Genomic DNA, 22,943 nt, shown 5'->3' on the forward strand with positions numbered 1-22,943 from the left:
TCTTATTTTTCCTCTTGTATGGCTGCCGGGGTGTACCAGTATTTTGCGGGAATCTCGTCGAGGGATCGGTAGGCCTGCGGCAGTTGCAACGGTATGACGGTGCGTTGATCCAGGTGACTGTCCCGAAGAGCTTCCTTAATCCGTGGGGAACCGTTGAAGTTTCGTGTGAGCGCCCCGGAATCAAAGGCTCTTTGAAGACCCTCCTCGAGAATGTCGTGGAGGTCTTGGCGCCGGGCATTGACGTAAATGAAGTAGTCAAACCTGAACGCCAGAACAATGCCGGGTACCACCGCCAGTCCCTCGGCCTCCGGCCGTCTCAGCTCTTCAAAAACCTCCTGAATGCCCCGATGGAATAAATCAAACCGGTTTCGTTGCAGCATCCGCCAGAGATTGGCGTACTGTGAAGCAATAACTTCAAGCCCATTGGCTTCCAGATAGTCATTGTCAGGCCAGCCAATTCCGCTGCCAATACTGTATGACTGCAGGTCTTTCAGTGTCTGAATATGAGCAAATTCGGCCAACCGATCTTCTCTGGACACCAGTAAACGGTAACCCAGAAGGCCTCTGGTTAGTGGGATGTCTACCTGAAGGAAGCGGGCTTCCCGCTCGGGGCTGTACCCGCTGAAAAAGACATTGACCTCGCTTTCCTCCGACTCCATGAGTCGGAATACCCTGTCCTGAGAAGTATCCACCATCGGTACGAGCTCCAACGTGTGGTCGCCGGAAGCGTAGTCAAGGGCAAGGCGGACGACTGAAATTTCGTATTTGAAGACTTCTTCATCGCCGTGGAGCACCCCAAGATAAAACGTCGCGGCGCACAGTGATGACGACTGTGCAGCGAGTAGAATGAGGGCACAAAGGGTACGACGCATGGTTTATTCCTAGGTTAGCTATATCAGTATAGCCGACCTGCATACGCGCAATCTGCTAGAACAGGCCAGGTTGATCTGGCCAGGTTTCCAGCCCGAGCTTTGGCAGCCGTTGCACCCGCGCCCTTAACAGATCGCACCACAGCTCGGCCAGTTGCAGAGCCTCCCCGTTATCCGGCATGTGCATGAATACAAAGGGCCGAATACCTTCATCCAGCCAGTCGCCCACACGTTTCACCCAGGGGGCGAGAAACTCCCGGTTAATCTCGAGATCGGGATGGCCGATGAACCGAATAACAGGTGGTGCATCTACCGGCAGGATGTGAACAGGAACCCGCGGTTTTTTTCTCTGGGCATCCCGGGTGGCCTCGTTGTCGGGCTCTGCCGAGAAAAGGGCCCGGCTATCGAAACATACGCGGGCGATGCTTCTGTCCCGAAGTCCGCGGTTCAGAGCTTTTTCCTCCTCACCTTTCTGAAAGAAAGCCGGGTTTCGGACCTCAACCGTACAGGTCAGCCCCCCGGGCATGGCATCGATGAACTGCCAGAGGTTGTTGAGGTGAGCCGGGCCGAATGCTGCTGGTAGCTGGAGCAGGAAGGGGCCCAGCACATCATTCAAAGGCGAGAGGATGTTGAGGAAGCTTGTCACATCGTCGCTGCAGTCCGTCAGCAGCCGGTCGTGGCTGATGTGACGAGGGAACTTGAACAGAAAACGAAAATCGTCCGGCACCTGGGCCCGCCATTGGGCGCATTGAGCTTGTGTCGGCGTGGCGTAAAACGTCGTGTTGCCCTCGACACAATTAAAGACGGAGCTGTATCTGGCCAGCGGGCTGCTGCCTGCTGGCAGGCTACGTGCCCAGTTGGGGTCCTGCCATTGGGGGCAGCCCAGAAAGTAGGGGAGGGTCATAGTGCGAAGATGGGCCGTCGTTGTCCGGGTGTTTTGCCATAGCGTACGGAATTGAAGTCAGCACGCCAACTGTGAAACACGGAAAGGGATTGAAAGTCTGCTGCGAGTGAACGAAAATCGGGGCTCTCAATAAGTAAACAAACACTCACTTTAATGAGTGGAAACACGAGGGAAGGCAGGTGACAGACCTAGTAAGTTACGATCTGACTGATGGTGTTGCGACGATTACAATCAGCAATGGCAAGGCAAACGCCATGGGCCACGAGGTGTTTGAAGGCCTGAACAAGGCACTGGATCAGGCTGAGCAGGACAAGGCCATTGTTATCCTGACCGGCCAGCCGGGCATTTTTTCTGCAGGTTATGACCTGAAAGAAATGCAGAAGGGCCCGAACGAAGCGGCAGCTCTCGTAAAAGTTGGCTCCACCTTCACTCGCCGCCTTGCGGCTTTCCCATTACCGGTGATCGGAGCCTGTAGCGGCCACGCGATTGCAAAAGGCGCGTTTATCCTGCTGTCTGTGGATTACCGGGTGGGTATAGAAGGTCCCTTTAAACTGGGCCTGAACGAAGTGGCCATTGGCATGACCATGCACCATGCGGGCCTCGAAATTGCGCGCCACCGCCTGGTGCCGGCCCATTTCTATCGTTCTGTCGTGAACGCTGAAATCTACAGCCCGGAAGGCGCTGCGGAGGCGGGCTTCCTGGATGAAGTGGTTGCCCAGGACAAACTGGCCGAGCGGGCGCTGGAGCTGGCCAAATACTTCAAGACCCTGAACATGCGCGCCCACCGCGAAACCAAGGTGAAGGCGAAAGCCGGTTACCTGGCTGCGCTGGACGACGCCATCGAGAAAGATGCTGAGAGCCTCGGGCTGAACGGCTGATTGAACGGCTGAACCAGGCCGCCTTCGGTTCCGGAGGGCGGCCTGTTTTACTTATTGGGAGGCGTTAGAAAGTGTTTCCCGATAATTCTCAAGATCGTACCTTTTCTCATACAAACCTTCCGCACCGGCGCAAAGCAGTCGTGCTTCCTGCGGCCTGCCCTGAGCGTCCAGAGTGAGTGTGCCAATGTTCTTGTCGCTGGTAAGGAAGAAGCCTTCGCCTTCCGGCAACAGGTAGCGAATCTGGCGATCATTCAGACAGTTACCGAGCTTGTTAATCAGCTTAAGCCCTACATCGGCACCCACCGGTACGTTATTGCTGGCACTGCTGCATAGCTGCCAGAACACGGCATTCGATCCCTGGGGCTGGAAACGGCGGGCAAAGGCGTAGTGAACATCACCGGAGAAAACCATGACCTGTTGTATGCCGGGAAGCCGGCAGGTCGCTTTCTGAAGTGCCTCCAGCGAGGTTTCATCGGCGGCCCAGGGTTCTCTGTCCAGTGTCCGCTTCAGGGTCGGGAATTTCAGTTGCAGGTACTCAATCTGGCTGAACCCGTACATAGGTGTGGGAGATACCAGGATCAGAGTGGGGCAGGCAGGCAAGTTAGCCAGTTTGTCTCCCAGAGCTTCAATTTTCTGATCAGACATAAGCCCCAGCGAGTGTTTGCCCCGCTTGCTGAACTCCCTGTGGGTTCTGGTATCCAGCACCGCGACCGGAGGCGTCTGCTCCAGCTCATAGCCCCAGTATTTTGCGAACAGCCAGGCGTCGAGGGAATGGTTCCGGGTGTCGTTCAGAAATGCCTGCACGTCGTCCAGTTCCTGTCCCGGCCCGTGGGGGCGGTTGCCCCAGTGCTGGCACAGAAAGTAGGAGGCCAGGGCGTTTCTCTGGGTGTAGCGGCCCAGCTCCGTTGTGCTCAGAAGCCGGTTGTTGGCTTTCGACAGGTTCCAGTCATCAGTGACCTCGTGGTCGTCGAAGATCATGTAAACCGGGATATTGGCAAACAGTCGTCGGACGTCGTTTCGCGCCGTTGTGGCGAACGCCTGCAGGTTGGCGAGATCCTCCTCATAGGCTGCCAGATCGTACTTGTACTGAACGGGTGGAGTCTTGCCGTCACGGGTGTTTCTTGGGTGGGTCGCCAGCCTTGGCTTGAGGTCATCGTGGCTGGCAAACCCGTCATCGTCTCCGGGCGCGGCGCCGGAGAACGCGAACAGGTACATGCAAAGGTACTCAGAGAGACTGAGCAGGTGTGAGGATTTTGCCGAAGAGGTAAAGCCCAGCCCGGCACGGGTCACCCATTCCCGGGCATCAAGCTTGCCAAGGCGGAACACATCTTTGCCGGCAGGAATGTGTTCCAGATCGTCACTGAGCCCGAGATGATCCCTCAGCCTGTGCAGGTAATCCAGCAACAGTGGAGAAACGTCATCGGCGTAAATCTGGTCGCCAGTGAGAAACATCTGGCTGGGGCGTGCGGCCGTGCCCCGATTCTGCTGAAGCTGCTCCAGGGCCCGCGCCATCTGGTCCGGTCGGGATGTCTGGTGGGCGGCGTGGGGCTTTCTGCAGGACGCCTGTAAAAAATGTTGATGAATTCGAGGGAGATAAACGCTTGGCAGGGCCTGCCCGGTCAGGCACAGGGAATCCTGCAGCTGGCGGTCACCGAAGGGATGCCCATCGACGGTTATCTCGTAGAAAACCTCCTCATGCCCATCGCCGAGATCCAGAGACGCCCGCAACATACAGAAAACGCAGTGCCTGCCGGCGACCACCGTGGTTGATTCGCAGTGAGTGCTCAGAGCCTGCTGTTTCTGATCATCGGCAAAAACGGCGAGCTCCAGTTGGTCGGCAATATGATCCAGCACAAACCAGACATTGAGCTCATTGCGGTTGGCATGGCGCACAACCGGGCCACATATCATCATGGAAAGATCCTTTTTCCGATATTCGACGGTGTGTTCTGTTCGTTACATCAGCTTTGACTGACAACCCGCCGCTGAGTTCGGGCGGGGGATTCTCCGTACCGGCTCTTGTATGCCCGGGAAAAATTACTGACGTGATTGTACCCCACCTTGGCGGCCACCAGCTTAATAGGTAGTTGCTCCTCTTCCAGCAGCTGGTTGGCAAAGACCATCCGTTCGTTACGGATATACTCCGCACAGGACAGGTGATACTTGTTCCTGAACAGCTGGTCGAGACGGCTTTCAGTGAGCCCCGACACTTTGGCTAACGCCTGCAGCGATAAATCGCCATCGAGGTTGTTTCTGCAGTATTCATGCACGTCGCTGAGCGCCTGGTTCTCCCAGACAATCATGCTGTCGTCTTCGTCCACCTCCGTGCAGAACAGCTCAATGATCTCAGCCAGAAACAGGTTGGCAATACCTTCCAGTTTCATCGACCGGCAGGTACCCCGGGCATGGGCGTCGAACAATTGCCCTCCTAACAGCCTCAGCCGAGGGCTTGGTGCGAAGGACTGGCCAGCCTGAAACTCGCCGAACGTGTCATCATCAAACAGCGACAACCTGTCTGGTAAGGCGCCACCGAGCCGCTCCTTCAGGCTGGCGAGTGTGGTGGCAACACCCACATGCCGTATCAGTTGCCCTTCAGTCAGTTGAAAACGACTGCCCGAGGCGTCAACGCGCATGAGCAACGCGGCATCCTGATTGAGGGAGTAGGTATTACCGTTGGGATGGGTCAGTTCGGAACGACCCTGCAGATGCATGGCTGACCCCAGCCAGGGCTGATCGAAGCTGTTCTGAACCTCAATGGTGCAGTCCTCAAGGGACTGATATTCAACGCGATACAGTACAACGCCGCTGTTGAACTCAAGCCTCTCCATTCGGCCCCTCACCCCGGGCAATTCGAATGAAGTACCGCCCTCCATGTCCACTTGATGAAACGTACCTGTCGCCAGCTCCTTCATGCGTTCTTCCATGTTTGTCTGGGTAAATCGACCTCAATGTCGGCCATTTATCATGGCCAGGTTTTGAGAAATGATAACTTTTCCGAAATTCATAAAAGCCCTATCTAGTACCGCCAGTCAAGTCTCTCTAGTCTACGAAGATCGTTAACTTACTGTCATTTTTCGGATTGTTTTCGCTGTTTTGGCGAGATCAGGGGCGCGTGCGGGCCATTCCGGGAGAAGAATCAGGATAGGGATATACCATTGTGAGACAGGTCGTTGTAGCTATGGGGCGCAGCGCAGTGTGCGCGTGCCTTTGTCTGGCATTATCTGGCGTACAGGCAGCAGAACAGGTTGGGGATGTTCTTCGGGAACTGGAAACCAAACCTCTTTCGCCTCCCCCGGAGCCACCCGTCGGAACACCGTCGATAGAACTGCCCGAAGACAGCGAACAGCAGGCCGGTTCAGCCACCGTTACCCTCGAGGGTTTCCGTTTCAACGGCAACACCGCTTTCAGCAGTGACGAACTGGCCGCTCTGTTATCCGACGACACCGGCGTAGAACTCTCCCTCTCAGATCTCTATGGAGCCGCCAGCCGGATCACCGCCTATTACCGCGAACATGGCTGGTTGCTGGCCCGGGCGGTCCTGCCGCCGCAGGACATCACCGAAGGCGTTCTGACCATTCAGGTGGTTGAAGGCCGCTACGGCGAGATCCGCCTGAACAACAACAGCCAGGTGCTAGGCACCGTGACGCAGCGGGCTACCAGAAGTCTGGCAAGCGGAGACGGGGTAAAAATCGGCGCACTGGAAAACGCCCTGATGAACCTCGACGCTCTGCCGGGCACCCGGGTCGGGTCACGGCTCTCAGCCGGATCAGAACCCGGAACCAGCGACGTGGACGTAACCGTCAGCGAAGGGGATCGGGTGACCGGCAACCTGGCCATCGACAATTACGGCAACACCTACAACGGTGCCTATCGTCTCAGCGGTGGCGTCAACATCGCCAACCCCCTGTCACTGGGTGATTCCCTGGGCTTCCAGGGGCTGGTGAGCGATGAAGGACAAGCCTATATCCGAAGCCAGTATGACCTGCCGGTTGGCCCCTGGAATACCCGCCTGGGCACCGCCGTTTCGTGGCTGCAATACCGCCTTGGGGATGACTTTGAAGACCTGAACGCCGAAGGCAACGCTGCCACCGCCAGCGTGTTCGTTGATCAGAACTGGTGGCGCCAGCGCGCCTGGGGCCTCTCCAGCCGGTTAACCTTCCAGTACAGGGATCTGGAAGACGAACAACTGGGACTGGTCAGCGAGAAAACCCTGAACAGCCTGACCCTTGATGTAATTAACGGCTACTGGCGGGATAGCGTGCTCGCCGGCAGCTCCAACAGCGTCCGGCTGAACTGGACGTTTGGCGATCTCCGCCTGGACAGCCCCTTCGCAGAGGCCTCGGATGTATACGGAACAGAAGGCACCTACCACAAAGTCAGCCTGGCGCTGTTGCGCCAGCAATGGCTGGCGGCCAAATGGCTTCTGCAGATTGATGCCCGGGCGCAGAAGGCCGGCGGCAATCTGGATTCCATCGAAAAGTTCAGCCTGGGCGGTGCCTATGGTGTGCGGGCTTTCCCTCAGGGAGAGACCTCCGGTGACGAAGGCTGGCTGCTCAGTACCGAGGTTCGCCATATCTTCAATCCCAAGTGGCAGGCCGGGGTGTTCATGGACCTTGGTGGCGTCAAGTACAACGACAAACCCCTGCCCACCGGCGACATCCACCGAAACCTCTCAGGTGCCGGTGTCTCCGCCTACTGGTTCCCGGACCCGCAGTGGCGGGTAAGCGCCAGTGCCGCCACCTCGCTGGATACCGAAGAAGCCGTGAGTGATGACCCGAAAGACGTCTACGTGTGGGGGCAGGTGCAATGGACATTCTAAGGAAAGGCGCAAAAAAAGCAGGAGACACACCGATGAAAGCCACCAACAGAACCGTATTCACCCGCTCTGCACTGGCCGTTGCGGTCAGCCTGGCGTCGGCGTCTTCTTTCGGGGCTGATCTGCCAACCGGCGGCACCATAACCTCGGGCGCCGGCGCCATCAGCCAGAGCGGCGATACCCTCACCGTTCAGCAGGACAGCTCCCGGCTGATTTCCAACTGGCAGAGCTTCAACATCGGTTCCGGGCATACCGTCAATTTTCAGCAGCCAGACAACCAGGCCGTGGCCCTGAACCGGGTAATCGGTGAAGACGCCTCTGCCATCTTTGGCAACCTGAACGCCAACGGCAAAGTCTTCCTGATCAACCCCAACGGCGTTCTGTTCGGCCAGGGGGCGAGTGTGAACGTGGGCAGCCTGGTGGCGTCCACCCTGAACCTCAGTGACGACGATTTCCTCAACGAACGCTACACCCTGCGCGGAGACGGCGACAACGCCGCCGTTATCAACCGTGGCCATATCCAGGCCGATAACGGGGCCGTGGCCCTGCTCGGTGGCCATGTGAGCAACCAGGGGGTGATCCAGGCCAACATGGGCAGCGTTGCTCTGGCGGCGGGCAATCAGGTGACCCTGGATTTTGCCGGCGACGGCCTGCTGGAAGTCACCGTTGACGAGAGCACCATTGATGCCCTTGTCGAAAACAAAGAACTGATCCGGGCCAATGGCGGCCAGGTGCTGATGACCACGAAGGCAACCGACGCTGTTCTGGAAACCGTGGTCAACAACGAGGGCGTGATAGAAGCACAGACGCTCCAGAACCAGGAGGGTCGGATTCTGCTGCTGGGCGGATTTGACGGCGGCACTGTGAAGGTGGCAGGCACCCTCGATGCCTCAGCCCCGGCAGCCCTGAACACCGGGGGAGGTGATGGCGGCTTTATCGACACCTCCGGTGCCCATGTGGACGTTGCCGACGGCACTGTGGTGAACACGCTGGCGGCGAATGGCCAAACCGGCGAGTGGTTGATTGACCCCACCGATATTGTGATTGATCCGGGCAGCGCGGTCCTTGATAACCTTGATACCACCGACGTCACGCTGGATACGGCGAGCGCCGGCTCTGATCCGGGCAATATTACCGTCAATACAGACATCAACTGGAGCGCCGGAACCACCCTGACCCTGAACGCCGACAACATAGCCATCAACGGCGATGTCAGCGGGGCAATCGGTAAACTGGTTCTGAACGCCGCCGGGGATATTGATGTGACCGGTTCCGTTAACCTCGGTGTGTTGGATCTGATCAGCGGCAACTGGGCTCAGGTAGGCGCCAGCCTGGCGTCCTTCAGCGTTAACGATTTCCGCCTGAAAGAAGACACCGCCACCTTCCTGCGGGTGCTCGCGGGCGATGGCACCACTAATCCCTACCAGATCTTCGACGTGTACGGCCTGCAGGGCATGGAATCCCAAAGTTTGCTGGGCAGTGATTTTGTTCTGGCCAACGATATTGATGCCAGCGGCACCGTGAACTGGCACGCCGGGGCGGGGTTTGATCCGATTGGGATTAGTGGGCAGAGATTTACCGGCGATTTTAATGGTCAGGGCTATATCATCGATGGTTTGTCCATTCAGCGACCCACTGAGAGTCTAGTTGGGCTGTTTGGAACCACCAATGGTGCCAGGCTGCGGAATGTCGGGTTATCCGATGTTAGTCTTGTAGGGTATATCGGCGTTGGTTCGTTAGTGGGTTATGCTGCCGACACTTCCATCGAGAACAGCTTTGCGAGCAATGGCCAGGTAATCGCTCAGTTTCAAGCTGCTGGCGGACTGATCGGGAGCGGAAGTGGGGGCGGTCTTCAAAACAGCTACGCGGATGTGGCGGTGCGAGCAGAGGCAAATGGCACCTTCTCCGGCGTGGCCGGTGGGCTACTCGGTAGCGGCTCGACCAATATCAGCAACAGCTATGCCAGCGGCGATGTGAGTAGCCCGGGATCCGAGGTGGGCGGTCTGGTGGGACAGTATAATGGCGCTGGCATCATTAGCGATAGTTATGCCACGGGCCAGGTAAGCGGCAGTAGCGCCGTCGGCGGTGTTGTCGGTTCTATGCTTGACTCGGCTTCACTGAGTCAGGTGTTCTGGAATCAGGAGGCTAACCCCGGCCTCAATGGCGTGGGCAGCGATGCTGCGGCAACCGGCGTAGCAGGTAAAACCCTGACGGAACTGCAAACCCTGGCCACCTTCACCGGCGCAGGCTGGGATATCGATGCCGAGGGCGGTACTGGCAGTGTCTGGCGGATCTATGATGGCTACACCACGCCACTGCTCCGGGGCTTCCTGACCGCTCTGGAAGTACTGCCCGACTACGATGGCAGCGGCACCCATCAGAACAACATTGCCGGAGTGGATAGAACCGAATGGGATGCTGCCGATGCCAGCCACCTGTTTGGCACGCCGGGTAGCGGTGATCAATTAACACTGGCTGGCAGTGATACCGCCGGTGAATTCCTGGCCTATTCCGATGCAACAGCCAACCTGTACTCGGATCAGCAGGGTTATGATCTGATCACAACCCGAACAATCGTTGACAACAACGTGACCAATGCCGGCGATATCGCCCTGACCAATGGCGTTAGCTGGGATTCCGGCACGCTCAGAATCGACACCACCGGCACCATCACCAGCATCGGCGCCATCGACGGTGGCACCGGCAGCGTGTTCGACCTGATCAGCGGCAGCTGGACCCAGGTGGGCGCCAGCCTGCCTTCCTTCAGCGTCAACGATTTCCGTGTCAAAGAAGACACTGCCACCTTCCTGCGGGCGCTCGCGGGCAATGGCACCGGGGCTGATCCCTATCAGATCTTCGACGTGTACGGCCTGCAAGGGATGGAATCCCGCAGCTTGCTGAACAGTGATTTTGTTCTGGCCAACGATATTGATGCCAGCGGCACCGTGAACTGGCATGCCGGGGCGGGTTTTGATCCGATTGGTACTTGGGTTTCGGGGTGCAGTGGGACTTGCTTCGCGGGCAGTTTTGATGGCCAGGGGCATGAGACCCGTGGGCTGACTATCGACCGTAGTGGGCAGAGTTATATTGGTCTGTTTGGTACCACAGCCGCCTCGGCCACCGTGGCGAACGTGGGCCTGGTGGACAGCTCAATCACCGGGTACCAACAGGTTGGAGGGCTGGCAGGTAGCAACCTGGGCAGTATCCGCCAAAGTTATGTCAGCGGCACGGGAAGCGTCAGCGGCGAGAGTTATGTCGGTGGCCTGGTAGGGGCGAATAGTGGTGTTAATGGCGCCTCGCCCGAAATTCGTGAAAGCTACGCCACGGTCGCCGTGACCGGGTCGGGTTCTGATGTTGGCGGCCTGGTCGGCTACAACAGGCACACGGTCAGTCAGAGCTACGCCACGGGGGCGGTTTCTGGGGGAAGGTACGTCGGAGGCGTAATAGGCAGCAACGATTCGGGCACGGTCAGCCAGAGCTACGCCACGGGGGAGGTTTCTGGGAGTTCTTATGTTGGCGGCCTGATCGGCTACAAATTCGAAGGCACAGTCACCGGCAACTTCTTCGCCACCACGGATGCGAGTGGCAACCCCATCAATGCTGGTTTGTCTGGAATTGGGCACGATTACGATACGTTTGGCGGCTCAAACATCGGAGCAGCCCCCAAAACGCTGGCCGAGCTGCAAACCCTCACCACCTTCACCGCTGAGGGCTGGGATATCGATTCCGAGGGTGGCACTGGCAGTGTCTGGCGGATCTACGAAGGTAACACCACACCGTTGCTGCGGGCGTTTTTGACCGAGCTGACCGTAGAAGCCACGGATACCACCTACAACGGCACCTACCAGAACGCACTCTGGAATATAGTCGGGTCTTACGATGCAAACCAGGTACTGGGCCAGATTGCCGGAGGTGGTCAGGATGCCGGCTCCTACAGCGTCGATATGTCAGGGCTGTATTCGACCCAGCAGGGCTATGATCTGGTTGCGGACAGTAATTTTGTCATCAACAAAGCCGCTGCCACCGTGACTGCCAACAGCGATACGGTCACCTACAACGGCACGGGTCAGAGCGTCACCGGCTTCACCGCCACCGGTTTGGTGAACGGTGAAGATGAGAGCGTGCTCAGCGGTGTCATCACCAGCGGCGGCAGCGGCACCAATGCGGGGAGCTACACTCATACCGCGTCCGGCACCGATGGTAACTACACCCTGACCTTTGTGGACGGTGCCCTGACCATCGACAAGGCCGCCGCCACGGTGACCGCCAATAGCGATACGGTTACCTACAACGGTACCAGTCAGAGCGTGACGGGCTTCACCGCCACCGGTCTGGTGAACGGTGAGGATGAAAGTGTGCTCAGTGGCGTGACCACCAGTGGTGGCACCGGCACCAACGCGGGTAGCTACACCCACACTGCGTCCGGGTCCGATGGCAACTACATCCTCACCTTTGTGGACGGTGCGTTGACCATTGATAAGGCCAATGCCACGGTGACGGCGAATAGTGATACGGTCACCTACAATGGCACCAGTCAGAGCGTCACTGGCTTCACCGCCACCGGCCTGGTGAACGGCGAGGATGAAAGCGTCCTCAGCGGCGTGACCTCCAGTGGCGGCACTGGCACCAATGCGGGTGAGTACACCCACAGTGCATCCGGCACTGCTGACAACTATGAGCTGACCTTTGTGGACGGTGAACTGATCATTGATCCGGCCAGCATTCAGGTATCCACAACGGATGTGAACCGGGTCTATGACGGCACCACGAATGCCGACGGTACTGCCGTTCTGGTCGGCGGCACTCTGTTCGGTACGGATACTCTTAGTGGTGCTGACTTTGCCTTCGATGATGCCAACGCGGGCACCGTAAAAGCGGTAACCGTTGATAATGTGACGGTTACTGATGGCAATGGCGGTAACAACTATGTGGTCAGCACCGTGAATGGCACAGGCAGCATTGGTAAACGGGTGTTAACCGCTGAGGTCACCGCTCAGAACAAGGTGTTTGACGGTACTCACAACGTTACCCTGAGCGGCCTGCTGAACGGCCTGGTCACGGGTGATGATGTGTCGCTGATCCTTGACGGGTTTTTTGCCAGCTCCCTGGCGGGCGACGATGTGCCGGTGTCATTCACAGCGCTGCTCGCAGGGTTGGATGCCCAAAACTATGAACTGATCCTGCCGGCTGCCGTTAACGCGGATATCCTCGAGTTCCGATCTTCGGAGGCCTATCAGTCAGCGATGGTCAGCCGACCTTCAGAGGAGCGCCGGCTCTCGCTGCCCGAGGAGCCTGAGTTCGTGTTGCAGATTGATGAGGATGCGCTGCGTATGTCCCGGTAAGATCGAAGCGGCCACCCATCGGATCGTGATAGCCTTCTCACTGGCCAACCAGAGAGAAAGGTACCCATGTCCGATAAAACCAGTAAGCCAGTGTCCGCCTCAGCGATCGAAAAGCACGTGTACAAGGTATTCCCCAACGATATGAATGCTCATAACACGGTATTCGGGGGAATGATCATGGCCAAGTGTGATCGCCTGGCGCTGGTGGTGGCTGAGCGGCATTCCGCCCATGTGTGCGTGACCGCCTCGGTAGACTCCATCCACTTCCGTGCGCCGGCGAAAGGCAACGATACCCTGTTGTTCAGCCTGTCTCTGAACCGGAGTTGGGGCTCATCCATGGAGATCGGGGCAAAGGTGGAGGCGGAGAACAGTTATACGGGGGAAACCCGTCATATCCTGTCGGCCTTCTTCACTTTTGTGGCATTGGATGAAAACGACCGGCCTGTTGATGTGCCGGAAGCCATTCCAGGGACTGAAGAACAAAAACGCCGTTATGAGAATGCCGAAATCCGCCGGGAAGGCCGGCTGAAAACACGGAAACAGCTGCTGCGTGCGGCGGACAAGTCCTGAGCCTGGCTCTCGCCAAGCGCCCCGAGTCGTGGTAAATAAGCAGCCCCAAGATCAAAATTTCGGAGTTATCCAATGCCAAAAGCGAGTGAGATCAAAAAGAACCAGGCGGTTGAATATCAGGGCCGGGTCTATTTCGTTAAGGATATCGAACGTTCCGTACCCCAGGGCCGTGCCGGTGGCAGTCTCTATCGCATGCGCATGTACGACGTGGTGACCAATCAAAAGCTGGATGAGACCTTCAAGGACTCTGACATGCTGAACCTGGCCGATCTGGTGCGCCGCCCTGCGACCTTCTCCTACGCAGACGGCGATGAGTATGTGTTCATGGACGCAGAGGACTACACCCAGTACATGCTCAATAAAAGCGCTATCGAAGATGAGCTGCTGTTCATCGCAGAAGACACTGAGAATCTGATGGTGGTTCTGGTCAGCGATTCTCCGGTCGGTCTGGACCTGCCGCCTACCGTTGAGCTGGTTATCGAAGAAACCGATCCTTCTATCAAGGGCGGTTCCGCAACGGCGAGAACCAAGCCGGCACGACTGACCACTGGCCTCGTCGTTCAGGTGCCTGAGCACATTTCCACCGGTGACCGCATCAAGATCAACGTGGAAGAGCGCAAGTTCCTCAGCCGGGCCTGATTCCCGGCTTCGCCGTGGGGGAGCTTTATGCCTCCCGCGGCGCCATCTTCAGAAAAATCCCCAGAGCTGTCAGCAACATTGCCGTACTCGCGATGATTGCGACCGGGTAGTACAAATTGCCCGCCAGATCCAGCTGGCTGTACTTGATGATCATGATCAGTCCTTCCAGCGACATGGCAACGCAGACGGTGCCAATGAATCTCGGCAAGGTTCGTCTCAGCATGGTCACCACATCGTGGGACTCTGATCGCCCGCTGTACTCCGAGCGAATTACCATGGCCAGTTCGTAAACGGCCAGAGCAATCACGCTGCCATTTACCCCCTTGATCAACGCCTGCATCAGTTGCTCGCCGTCTCTCAGCTGCCCGATGACCTCAACAACGGTGGTAAACACCAGGCTGAACGCCAGCACGAAGAACACCAGCGAAAACAGTCGGGCGAACATGGCTCGTACCGGAATGGATTTGATTAGGTCTCGCATCGGGGTGTGTCCCTTGAGTCGCTGAAATGTCTGGAGACACAGGCTACAGGGAGCAGGGATGGTATGCGCTTACGGCTTGCTCATGGTCTGGTAATAAACTCCGCTCGCCAGCCCTCGGGGTGTGGCGAGCGGAAAAGCGGAGCAGTTTATGAAAGGTGATGGACCTCCTGTAAGCCATACACCGGTGTCTCGAGACCTTCCTTTCGGGCTTTCAGCTGAAGGGCCAGGTACAGAGAATAGTGCCTGGATTGATGCAGGTTTCCGCCGTGGAACCACAGGTTGTCCTGTTGAGTGGGTTTCCACATGTTGCGGAGTTCGCCTTCCCAGGGGCCCGGGTCTTTGGTGGTATCGGAACCCATACCCCAGCATTTGCCCACCTTGTCCGCCACTTCCTGGGAAATGATACGTGCCGCCCAGCCGTTCATGGAGCCAAAGCCGGTGGCGTACACGATGAGATCCGCAGGCAACTCGGTTCCGTCCGTCAGGGTGACAGAGTTCGGGTTGATGCGTTCGATGGTCACTTTGCTCTTGAGCTTGATTTCGCCCTGCGCGACCAACTCGGACGCGCCCACGTCGATGTAGTAGCCGGAGCCCCGGCGCAGATATTTCATGAACAGGCCCGATCCGTCGTCACCGAAATCCAGCATAAAGCCCGCGTTTTCCAGCCGGTCATAGAACTCGGCATCCTGTTCACGGGCCTGATCGTATACGGGTATATGGAAATCGGGCATGATCCGGTAGGGAAGGGAGGCAAACGTCAGGTCGGCCTTTTCTGTGGTGATGCCGTTCTGCACGGCTTCTTCCGAGTACAGCCCTCCCAATGCCAGATCCATCAGCGTGTCGGACTTAATGATATGAGTGGACGAGCGCTGGATCATGGTGACATCAGCATCGTTTTCCCAGAGCGCTGCACAGATATCATGTGCCGAGTTGTTGGAGCCCAGAACGACGCATTTTTTACCTTTATAGGCTTCACCCCCGGGGTGTTTGCTGGAATGGTGCTGTTCGCCCTCGAAGCTGTCCATGCCGGGGATGTCCGGAATGTTGGGGATGCCGGACATCCCGGTCGCCATCACTAGCTGCTTCGGCCGCAGAGTGATTTTTTCGCCGTCCCGTACTACGTCCACCACCCACTCTTCGGTAGATTCATCGTAACGGGCACCGGTGCATTCCGTAGAGCTCCAGTAGTTCAGTTCCATGATCTTGGTGTACATCTCGAGCCAGTCCCCGACTTTGTCTTTCGGGCAGAACACTGGCCAGTGATCCGGGAAGGGCAGGTACGGCATATGGTCGTACCATACTGGGTCGTGCAGGCAGAGGGATTTGTATCGGTTGCGCCAGGAGTCGCCCGGATTCGGGTTACGTTCGATGATGATGGTGGGCACATCCAGCTGACGCAGACGGGCACCCAGACCGATACCACCCTGGCCGCCGCCGATAATCACACAGTACGGTTGACGGCTGTAACCCAGTTCGCGTTCTTCCTGCTGGCGTGCTTCGAGCCATGTCTGACGGGACTTGCTGGCGCCATGTTGGGCACCTTTGGGACGCAGGAATTTGCGCTTCTCGGGAAACTCCCGCAGTTCCTGCATGGTGGTGAGCAGGGTCCACGCTTTGCCATCCCGTAGCCGTAGTTGCCCTTTACCGAGAGCGTCTTTGGTCTCGAAGGAAATCCAGGCTTCCACCACTCCGTCCTGTTCGGTGGCGTCTTCCAGTAGCTGCCAGTTCCGGGGAGCCCGGTTGGCCGCGGTTTCTGCCAGCATGTCGCGGATCTGGTCCCGGCCTTCCATGGTTTTGATGTTCCAGGTCATTGCAACCAGATCACGCCAGAAGCCGCCGTTTTCGAAATGCTCTGCGGCCTGTTCCGGCGATGAGGACTGGAGTGTTTCCGAGAAGCTGGCGAGCCATTGCTCGACCTGCTGGTTGGGGGTGTACTGTGTCATTGCTGTTCTCCACGTTTGCTTTGTTTTTGTTCGCAATGGAGGGAGAGCACGGGCTGTGCCAGATTTTGCTTTTTAAGGCTTCAATGGTTTCATGTTATTGAATTATCTAGTGAAATATCTGGATTGGGGTTGCCTGAAGACTGCGGCGGTGAGCAGCAAGCGCAGATTTTTCAGTTACAGTTGTTAAGGGGCAGGGGTGGACAGTATTACAGGTGTAACACTCAATAACGCTACCAACGGAGGATGCCCGGGGGCCATGAAAGGTATAAGGTGAGGGTTCGTTGCCGCAGTAACTCTGAAAGATAACAACAAAAAGAACCGAACGGTTCTGGAGCCAACATGACGATGCAACTTGCACAGCGCCACCATATGGACGCCATCCTCAGCTTTGCAGAGGATAATGCGAGAGTTGGCCACCTGCCGGGTGAGTTGATCGGCCGGTCATGGAAGCGCTGTATCCATGAATACGGACTCGATCCCTGCCGGCCTCGCAATGCCCGAATCGTGACCCACCAGACCCTGCGGGAACACCAGGACTCAGTGGATGAATTCCTGAATGTGGCCCGTGCCGGTGTTGATCAGCTCTACGGTATGGTGGCGCAGCTTGGTTATGTGTTGCTTCTGACTGATCATCGCGGCGTCACCGTCCAGTACCTTGGCGATAAGAACTCCGACAGGCGTCTGCGCCAGGCGGGCCTGTATCTGGGAGCAGACTGGAGCGAACAGTATGCCGGCACCTGCGCCGTTGGGACCTGTATCCAGGAGCAGAAGGCCCTGACCTGCCACCGGGTCGATCATTTTGATGCGACCCATATTGAGCTGACATGTACTTCGGCGCCTATTCTGGACCCCTTCGGCAAACTGCTGGCCGTTCTCGATATTTCGGCGCTGGATTCCCCTCATGCCCGACATAGCCAGACATTCGCTCTCAATCTGACTCAGTTGTATGCCCGGATGATCGAAGATGCCTATTTCCTGCGACGGTATCGTAATCAGGTGATTTTCCGCTGCGATGCCTCCCGTGAGTTTGTGCAGGTGAATGGCCAGTATCTCTTCGCCATTGACGATAACGGTCGGATTGAAGCCAGCAACACGGCTGGTCGTGCGTTGATCTCGGATACGCCGGCTGCGGCGGAAAGTGAAGGACGACCAAGTCTGACCCAATTGTTTGAATGCCAGTTGCGGGATATCTGGAGTATTCCTTTCGATCAGGAAGATCAGGTAAGGGCGTTTCGCCATCAGAGCAGTGGTGATACTTTTTTTGCGGCCCTGGTTCAACCCCGGGCAACCCTGGCTCGCCGGAATCGGGATGAAGCACCGGAAGTCCTGGAAAATGTACCCCGCCTCGATGCCCTGGCGGCGGATGATCCGGTGATGCGGCGTACCCTCGGGCTGGCCAGAAGGCTCCGAAACCGGGATGTGGGCCTGCTGATTCTTGGTGAAACCGGAACCGGCAAGGAAGTTCTGGCACGGGCTGTTCATGATTCCAGCCATCGCAGCAAACGGGCATTTGTCGCCGTGAACTGCGCAGCGATCCCGGAATCCCTTATTGAAAGTGAGTTGTTTGGTTATGTCAGCGGTGCGTTCACCGGGGCCAGGGCCAAGGGTATGCGAGGTCTGATCCAGCAAGCGGACGGTGGCACCCTGTTTCTGGATGAGATTGGCGATATGCCGTTACAGCTGCAAACCCGGTTATTGCGGGTGCTGGCGGAAGGGGAAATTCTGCCTATTGGAGCCCAGTCTCCGGTGCGTATCAATTGTCGGGTGATTGCGGCCACACATCAGAATCTGGAAGAACTGATCAATAAGGGTGCGTTCCGGGCTGATCTCTATTACCGGCTGAATGGCGCTACCTTGCGGTTACCACCCTTGAGGCAGAGAGCCGACCGGCAGCATGTGATCCAGTCCGTTCTGAAGAACCTGATTGCAGACGGGGGATTGCCCGATGTTCGCATCCGGGCAGACGCCATGAGTGCGTTGCTGGCCCATGACTGGCCGGGGAACATACGGCAACTCGTCAACGCTCTGACATTCGCCGAGGCAACCTGCGATGGTAGGGAAATTACCGCTTCCGATCTGCCGGAAGAATGCCTCTCCTGTCACCCACTGTTCGTCGGTGGCCGCGATGATGTGACATCCGGCTCTAACCCGCTACTGGATGCGCTGAATGAGCACCACTGGAATATTTCCCGGGTTGCCCGGCACTTTAATGTTTCGAGGCCAACGGTGTATCGCTGGATGAACCAGCAGGGGATTTCATCCCCCCGCTTTCTGGGGCATTCCCCAGATTAGAGTGACGGAGTTCAGGTCAGATTCCGGTGTCCTTCACACTTTCCATCACCACAAAGGTACTGGTTTGCAGAACGTGGGGCAGGCTGGATACCTGTTCTCCCAGAACTTGGCGGTACTCCGCCATATTCCGGGTTCTGATCTTCAGTAGATAATCAAAATTCGCCGCCATCATGTGGCACTGCTCCACTGCCGATATTCGCTTCACTGCTTCGTTGAATGCTGCCAGCGCTTTGCTGCTGGTGTCGGAGAGGGTCACCTGTGCAAAGGCTACATGGCTGAGCCCCAGTTTGGTCTGGTTGACCAGGGTAGTGTAACCGGTGATATAGCCCTGTTCCTCCAGCCGACGCATCCGCACCTGGCAGGGGGTTTTGGACAGCCCCACCCGTGCCGCCAGTTCAGTGACGGTAATCCGGGAGTTCTTCTGCAACTCCCGAAGAATTGAGTGATCAATTCTGTCCAGTTCGACCATAAATCTGAATCCAGCCAAGATATGCGTCTAAAGATAATGGTGAATATAAGTAATTTGTCTGCAATTTGAAACTATAAGGTCAAAGCGACTTTCGGGGTTTCAGTATACTGAAACGCGCATCGACCCATATTGCCCTGCTGATACCTCCCGGAGACAACTGATGACCGATTCCCGCCCGACACAACAACAAAGCCTGCTGGAACAGCTTGCGGATGCCCTGGAAGAACAGAGTGTCGAGACCGACGAGTCCCTTGATCTGCGCAAGGTTGTGGCCAGGATGATGGAGGAATCCCGGTGCTGGGATGATGATCTTCACAGTTTGCTGGTTGAGAAGCTGGGGGCCACCCACGGTGGTCGGTGTGCGCAGATGTTCAGCGGCAGTTTCCCTTCGGCCTACCGTGCGCGGTTCCCGGTTAGTGAGGCCCTGGGTGATATTCAGCAGATTCAGTCGATTGCTGATACTTCGGATGTGCCGATGAGTTTCTATCGGGCCGGAGACGCCCGGAAGGGCGAGCTGAACTTCAAGCTCTACAGCCAGGGCAGCCCGGTGATTCTCTCGGATGTGATCCCGATTCTTGAAAATCTGGGTATGCGGGTTCTGGGGGAGCACCCTTACAGGGTGACCCGTCGGGACGGTGAAACGTTTGGCGTCAGCTACTTTACGGTGGCGTGCCCATCCGGAGGAGGCCTGGAAGCAAACGAAGCGCCTGATCAGTCGATTCCGCTTATTCAGGAGGCGTTCCGGGAAATCTGGAACGGTTTTGCAGAGAACGATGAGTTCAACCGACTGGTTATGATGGCAGGCCTGAGCTGGAAGCAGGTGGTGCTGTTACGTGCCTATTCACGTTACATCAAACAGCTGCGTTTTGGTTTCAGTCAGCCGTTTATGGCCGATACTCTGGCTCGCCATCTGGATATTGCTTCCGATCTTGTCGCTTTGTTTGAGGCAAGGTTCCAGCCGGTCGGGATGACGATGGACGGGCGTGAAGCCCGCTCGGAGGCTTTGGAACAAACGATTCTCGGCGCGCTGGAGCAGGTGGAAAGTCTCGATGACGACCGTATCCTGCGCCGGTTCCTGGCCCTGATCAAGGCGACGGTTCGCACCAACTTCTACCAGCCGGACGAGTCCGGCCAGGCCAAGGGCTACCTGTCCTTCAAAATTGATCCATCTTCGCTTTCCGATATACCAAAACCCCGGCCTCGCTTTGAGATTTTCGTGTATTCACCAAGGGTGGAAGGCGTTCACCTACGCGCCGGAATGGTGGCGAGGGGCGGTTTGCGCTGGTCTGACCGGATTGAAGACTACCGGACCGAGATTCTGGGACTGGTCAAAGCCCAGCAGGTGAAAAACTCGGTGATCGTGCCGGTTGGTGCCAAAGGCGGCTTTATCGTTAAGCAGCCGCCGACGGGTGGCTCCCGGGATGCGCTGCGGGCGGAAGGTGTTGCCTGTTACCAGATCTTCATCCGGGGGCTTCTGGATGTCACTGATAACCTGGAGGCTGATGTGGTGGTGCCGCCCGCCGACGTGGTGCGCCATGACGGTGACGACCCCTATCTGGTGGTTGCGGCGGACAAGGGTACGGCGACTTTCTCGGACATTGCCAATCAACTGGCGGAGGAATACGGGTTCTGGCTGGGTGATGCCTTTGCTTCCGGCGGTAGTGAAGGGTACGACCACAAAAAAATGGGCATCACTGCCCGTGGCGCCTGGGAGTCGGTCAAACGGCATTTTCTGGAAAAGGGGCTCGACACCCAGGGTGAAGATTTTACGGTTGTCGGCATCGGGGATATGGCAGGGGATGTGTTTGGTAATGGCATGTTGCTCTCTGAGCACATCCGCCTGGTGGGAGCGTTCAATCACCTGCACATCTTTGTGGATCCGACGCCGGATGCCAGCTCGTCGTTTGCCGAACGTCAGCGGCTGTTCAATCTGCCTGGTTCTTCGTGGGCTGATTATGATCCTGAGCTGATCAGTGCCGGCGGTGGCATTTTCTCCCGCTCCGCCAAGTCGATTCCGGTCTCGGAGGAAATGCGCGCTGCACTGAACATCGATGCTCGCACGATCACGCCTAATGATCTGGTTCAGGCGCTGTTGAAGGCGCCCGTGGATATGATCTGGAACGGAGGCATTGGCACCTATGTGAAAGCCCCGGGTGAATCCCATGAATCCGTTGGTGATCGTTCCAATGATGCGGTTCGTGTGGATAGCGGAGAACTGCGGTGCCGTGTGCTTGGTGAAGGCGGGAACCTTGGCTTCACACAGCGGGGACGCGTTGCCTACGCTCTCCACGGGGGCTCAGCCAATACTGATTTTATCGACAATGCCGGTGGCGTCGATTGCTCGGACCACGAGGTCAATATCAAGATTCTGTTGAACCAGCGGGTGCTGGCCGGGCAAATGACGCTGGCGGAGCGCAATCAGCTGCTGCGTGCCATGACCCCGGAAGTGGCAGATCTGGTGCTGCAGAACAATTACCGGCAGACCATGGCGCTGAGCCTCGCCTGTAGCGGCAAGGTTGGCTCTCAGGACAGTTTCGAGCGCCTGATGCGCCGACTCGAATCCGAAGGCCGGCTGGATCGGGCGCTGGAATTTCTGCCGGACGACGATCTTCTGAGGGAGCGCAGCGAACGCAATGAAGGTTTGACCCGCCCGGAACTAGCGGTGCTGCTGTCCTATGCCAAGATTGAACTTAAACAGTCGCTGCTGGCGGCACCGATCGTCCACGATCCGAGATTTGTCGCGGCACTGCGTTCGGCGTTTCCTGTCACTCTGAGAACCGCTTTCCCCGAGGCTATTGATGCCCATCCGTTGCGGGCGGAGATCTCGGCAACCCAGATTGCCAACGACATGGTCAATCGTATGGGGATTACCTGGCTTGATCAGATTCGCAACACCACCGGTGCTGATCACGGCAGTATTGCTGCTGCGTACCTGATCTCGCTGAAGATCCACGATGTTGATCGTCGCTGGGGAGCGATCGAGGCCCTGGATGGCAAGATCTCAGCGCAGGTTCAGTCATCGCTGTTCCGGGATGTGATCCGGCTGGTAACAAGAAGTACCAGCTGGCTGCTTCATAACCGGAAGCCTGAGCTTGATCCTGACTATTGTGTGGCTCGTTACCAGGCTCCTCTTGGCGATGTGCTGTCGACCACCGAGAGACTTTCGTCAGTGATACCTGAAAGTCGGTGGAATGAGCACTATGCTGAGTACAGACAACAGGATGTCCCGGAGATGCTGGCGGCTTATTGCGCATCTGCCGAGAGCCGGTACTGGCTGATGGACATGATCGAGATTTCTCTCCAGCTCGACCAGGACCTTGAGTCCGTCGCCTGGGTTTACTTCCGGCTTGGCGAAAGTCTCAACCTGATCTGGCTGGATCGGCAGATGCGTGCCTTCCGCGCCAGTGGGCACTGGCAACGGATGGCAACCGTACATTTCCGGGATGAGCTGGATCAGCAACTGCGTAACCTTACAGCCTGTGTTCTGGGCGAAGGGCAAAAGGCTGCGGTAGACAAAGCGGGGGACCCCTCGCGTATGCTGGAGTTATGGCGTGAATCCAGACTTCCGACACTGAACCGCTGGAAAAAGATGCTGAGTGAGATGCAGGCGACCAGCGATGTTGATTGTGCTGTGTTTTCAGTGGCCCACAGTGTTTTGCGGGAGCTGGCTCTGGAAACTTGCTGATCGGCAATATCTGGATGGTCTGAAGATGATCTGTTTTGAGGGTCAATCAGTAAAT

14 protein-coding genes are annotated in these 22,943 nt (G+C 57.2%); 7 read left to right on the forward strand and 7 right to left on the reverse strand.

The features are described from left to right. Window positions 1-2 precede the first annotated feature (2 nt). Together FWJ25_RS03225 and FWJ25_RS03230 are read right to left on the reverse strand one after the other, a co-directional pair. Window positions 3-872: a transporter substrate-binding domain-containing protein gene (locus tag FWJ25_RS03225; RefSeq protein ID WP_149598783.1), complete on the reverse strand. Its 870-nt coding sequence runs from the start codon at window positions 870-872 to the stop codon at window positions 3-5. A gap of 55 nt (window positions 873-927) precedes the next feature. Then, complete coding sequence (locus FWJ25_RS03230) at window positions 928-1,773, reverse strand: DUF72 domain-containing protein (RefSeq protein WP_149598784.1); 846 nt, start codon at window positions 1,771-1,773, stop codon at window positions 928-930. A 179-nt stretch (window positions 1,774-1,952) separates the two neighbouring features. Between FWJ25_RS03230 and FWJ25_RS03235 the strand changes: the two genes are divergently transcribed. Next, window positions 1,953-2,651, forward strand: a complete 699-nt coding sequence (locus FWJ25_RS03235; protein ID WP_149598785.1) for a crotonase/enoyl-CoA hydratase family protein — start codon at window positions 1,953-1,955, stop codon at window positions 2,649-2,651. Window positions 2,652-2,702: 51 nt separating this feature from the next. Here the strand turns inward: FWJ25_RS03235 and FWJ25_RS03240 are convergent, their stop codons facing one another. Both FWJ25_RS03240 and FWJ25_RS03245 read right to left on the reverse strand, forming a co-directional pair. Next, window positions 2,703-4,565, reverse strand: coding sequence for an alkaline phosphatase D family protein (locus FWJ25_RS03240; RefSeq protein WP_149598786.1), 1,863 nt, complete (start codon window positions 4,563-4,565; stop codon window positions 2,703-2,705). Window positions 4,566-4,612: 47 nt separating this feature from the next. Next, the gene (locus tag FWJ25_RS03245) at window positions 4,613-5,563 is read right to left on the reverse strand and encodes a helix-turn-helix domain-containing protein (RefSeq protein ID WP_223163215.1); all 951 of its coding nucleotides are present in this window, start codon (window positions 5,561-5,563) and stop codon (window positions 4,613-4,615) included. Between the two features lie 245 nt (window positions 5,564-5,808). On the opposite strand from FWJ25_RS03245, the gene FWJ25_RS03250 reads away from it, so the two are divergent. The 4 genes from FWJ25_RS03250 (at window position 5,809) to efpL (ending at window position 14,018) form a co-directional block, all read left to right on the forward strand. Continuing rightward, window positions 5,809-7,470 carry a ShlB/FhaC/HecB family hemolysin secretion/activation protein gene (locus FWJ25_RS03250; RefSeq protein ID WP_149598788.1) on the forward strand — a complete coding sequence of 554 codons (1,662 nt, stop codon included), beginning with the start codon at window positions 5,809-5,811 and terminating at the stop codon, window positions 7,468-7,470. Window positions 7,471-7,502: 32 nt separating this feature from the next. Then, window positions 7,503-12,809: a two-partner secretion domain-containing protein gene (locus FWJ25_RS03255; RefSeq protein WP_188093553.1), complete on the forward strand. Its 5,307-nt coding sequence runs from the start codon at window positions 7,503-7,505 to the stop codon at window positions 12,807-12,809. A gap of 66 nt (window positions 12,810-12,875) precedes the next feature. Next, on the forward strand, window positions 12,876-13,379 hold the full coding sequence (locus FWJ25_RS03260) for an acyl-CoA thioesterase (RefSeq protein ID WP_149598790.1): 504 nt from the start codon (window positions 12,876-12,878) through the stop codon (window positions 13,377-13,379). 72 nt (window positions 13,380-13,451) lie between these two features. After that, on the forward strand, window positions 13,452-14,018 hold the full coding sequence (efpL, locus tag FWJ25_RS03265) for an elongation factor P-like protein EfpL (protein ID WP_149598791.1): 567 nt from the start codon (window positions 13,452-13,454) through the stop codon (window positions 14,016-14,018). Window positions 14,019-14,043: 25 nt separating this feature from the next. Here the strand turns inward: efpL and FWJ25_RS03270 are convergent, their stop codons facing one another. Both FWJ25_RS03270 and FWJ25_RS03275 read right to left on the reverse strand, forming a co-directional pair. Then, window positions 14,044-14,499 carry a hypothetical protein gene (locus tag FWJ25_RS03270; RefSeq protein ID WP_149598792.1) on the reverse strand — a complete coding sequence of 152 codons (456 nt, stop codon included), beginning with the start codon at window positions 14,497-14,499 and terminating at the stop codon, window positions 14,044-14,046. Window positions 14,500-14,645: 146 nt separating this feature from the next. Further along, window positions 14,646-16,442 carry a flavin-containing monooxygenase gene (locus FWJ25_RS03275; protein ID WP_149598793.1) on the reverse strand — a complete coding sequence of 599 codons (1,797 nt, stop codon included), beginning with the start codon at window positions 16,440-16,442 and terminating at the stop codon, window positions 14,646-14,648. A 339-nt stretch (window positions 16,443-16,781) separates the two neighbouring features. On the opposite strand from FWJ25_RS03275, the gene FWJ25_RS03280 reads away from it, so the two are divergent. Beyond that, window positions 16,782-18,734 carry a sigma-54-dependent Fis family transcriptional regulator gene (locus FWJ25_RS03280; protein WP_149598794.1) on the forward strand — a complete coding sequence of 651 codons (1,953 nt, stop codon included), beginning with the start codon at window positions 16,782-16,784 and terminating at the stop codon, window positions 18,732-18,734. A 16-nt stretch (window positions 18,735-18,750) separates the two neighbouring features. On the opposite strand, the gene FWJ25_RS03285 is transcribed toward FWJ25_RS03280, so the two are convergent. Then, window positions 18,751-19,203, reverse strand: a complete 453-nt coding sequence (locus FWJ25_RS03285; RefSeq protein WP_149598795.1) for an Lrp/AsnC ligand binding domain-containing protein — start codon at window positions 19,201-19,203, stop codon at window positions 18,751-18,753. A gap of 160 nt (window positions 19,204-19,363) precedes the next feature. Between FWJ25_RS03285 and FWJ25_RS03290 the strand changes: the two genes are divergently transcribed. Next, entirely contained in the window at window positions 19,364-22,888 is a 3,525-nt protein-coding gene (locus FWJ25_RS03290) for an NAD-glutamate dehydrogenase (RefSeq protein ID WP_149598796.1), read from the forward strand. The last annotated feature ends 55 nt before the right edge of the window (window positions 22,889-22,943 follow it).

The sequence above is a fragment of the Marinobacter salinexigens genome, assembly GCF_008370345.1.
Classification (GTDB): Bacteria; Pseudomonadota; Gammaproteobacteria; order Pseudomonadales; family Oleiphilaceae; genus Marinobacter; species Marinobacter salinexigens.

Coding starts and splice junctions, on each gene's coding strand:
- FWJ25_RS03225 (WP_149598783.1), bottom strand. CDS start 872: ATGCGTCGTACCCTTTGTGCCCTCATTCTACTCGCTGCACAGTCGTCA.
- FWJ25_RS03230 (WP_149598784.1), bottom strand. CDS start 1,773: ATGACCCTCCCCTACTTTCTGGGCTGCCCCCAATGGCAGGACCCCAAC.
- FWJ25_RS03240 (WP_149598786.1), bottom strand. CDS start 4,565: ATGATGATATGTGGCCCGGTTGTGCGCCATGCCAACCGCAATGAGCTC.
- FWJ25_RS03245 (WP_223163215.1), bottom strand. CDS start 5,563: ATGAAGGAGCTGGCGACAGGTACGTTTCATCAAGTGGACATGGAGGGC.
- FWJ25_RS03255 (WP_188093553.1), top strand. CDS start 7,503: ATGAAAGCCACCAACAGAACCGTATTCACCCGCTCTGCACTGGCCGTT.
- FWJ25_RS03260 (WP_149598790.1), top strand. CDS start 12,876: ATGTCCGATAAAACCAGTAAGCCAGTGTCCGCCTCAGCGATCGAAAAG.
- efpL (WP_149598791.1), top strand. CDS start 13,452: ATGCCAAAAGCGAGTGAGATCAAAAAGAACCAGGCGGTTGAATATCAG.
- FWJ25_RS03270 (WP_149598792.1), bottom strand. CDS start 14,499: ATGCGAGACCTAATCAAATCCATTCCGGTACGAGCCATGTTCGCCCGA.
- FWJ25_RS03275 (WP_149598793.1), bottom strand. CDS start 16,442: ATGACACAGTACACCCCCAACCAGCAGGTCGAGCAATGGCTCGCCAGC.
- FWJ25_RS03280 (WP_149598794.1), top strand. CDS start 16,782: ATGACGATGCAACTTGCACAGCGCCACCATATGGACGCCATCCTCAGC.
- FWJ25_RS03285 (WP_149598795.1), bottom strand. CDS start 19,203: ATGGTCGAACTGGACAGAATTGATCACTCAATTCTTCGGGAGTTGCAG.
- FWJ25_RS03290 (WP_149598796.1), top strand. CDS start 19,364: ATGACCGATTCCCGCCCGACACAACAACAAAGCCTGCTGGAACAGCTT.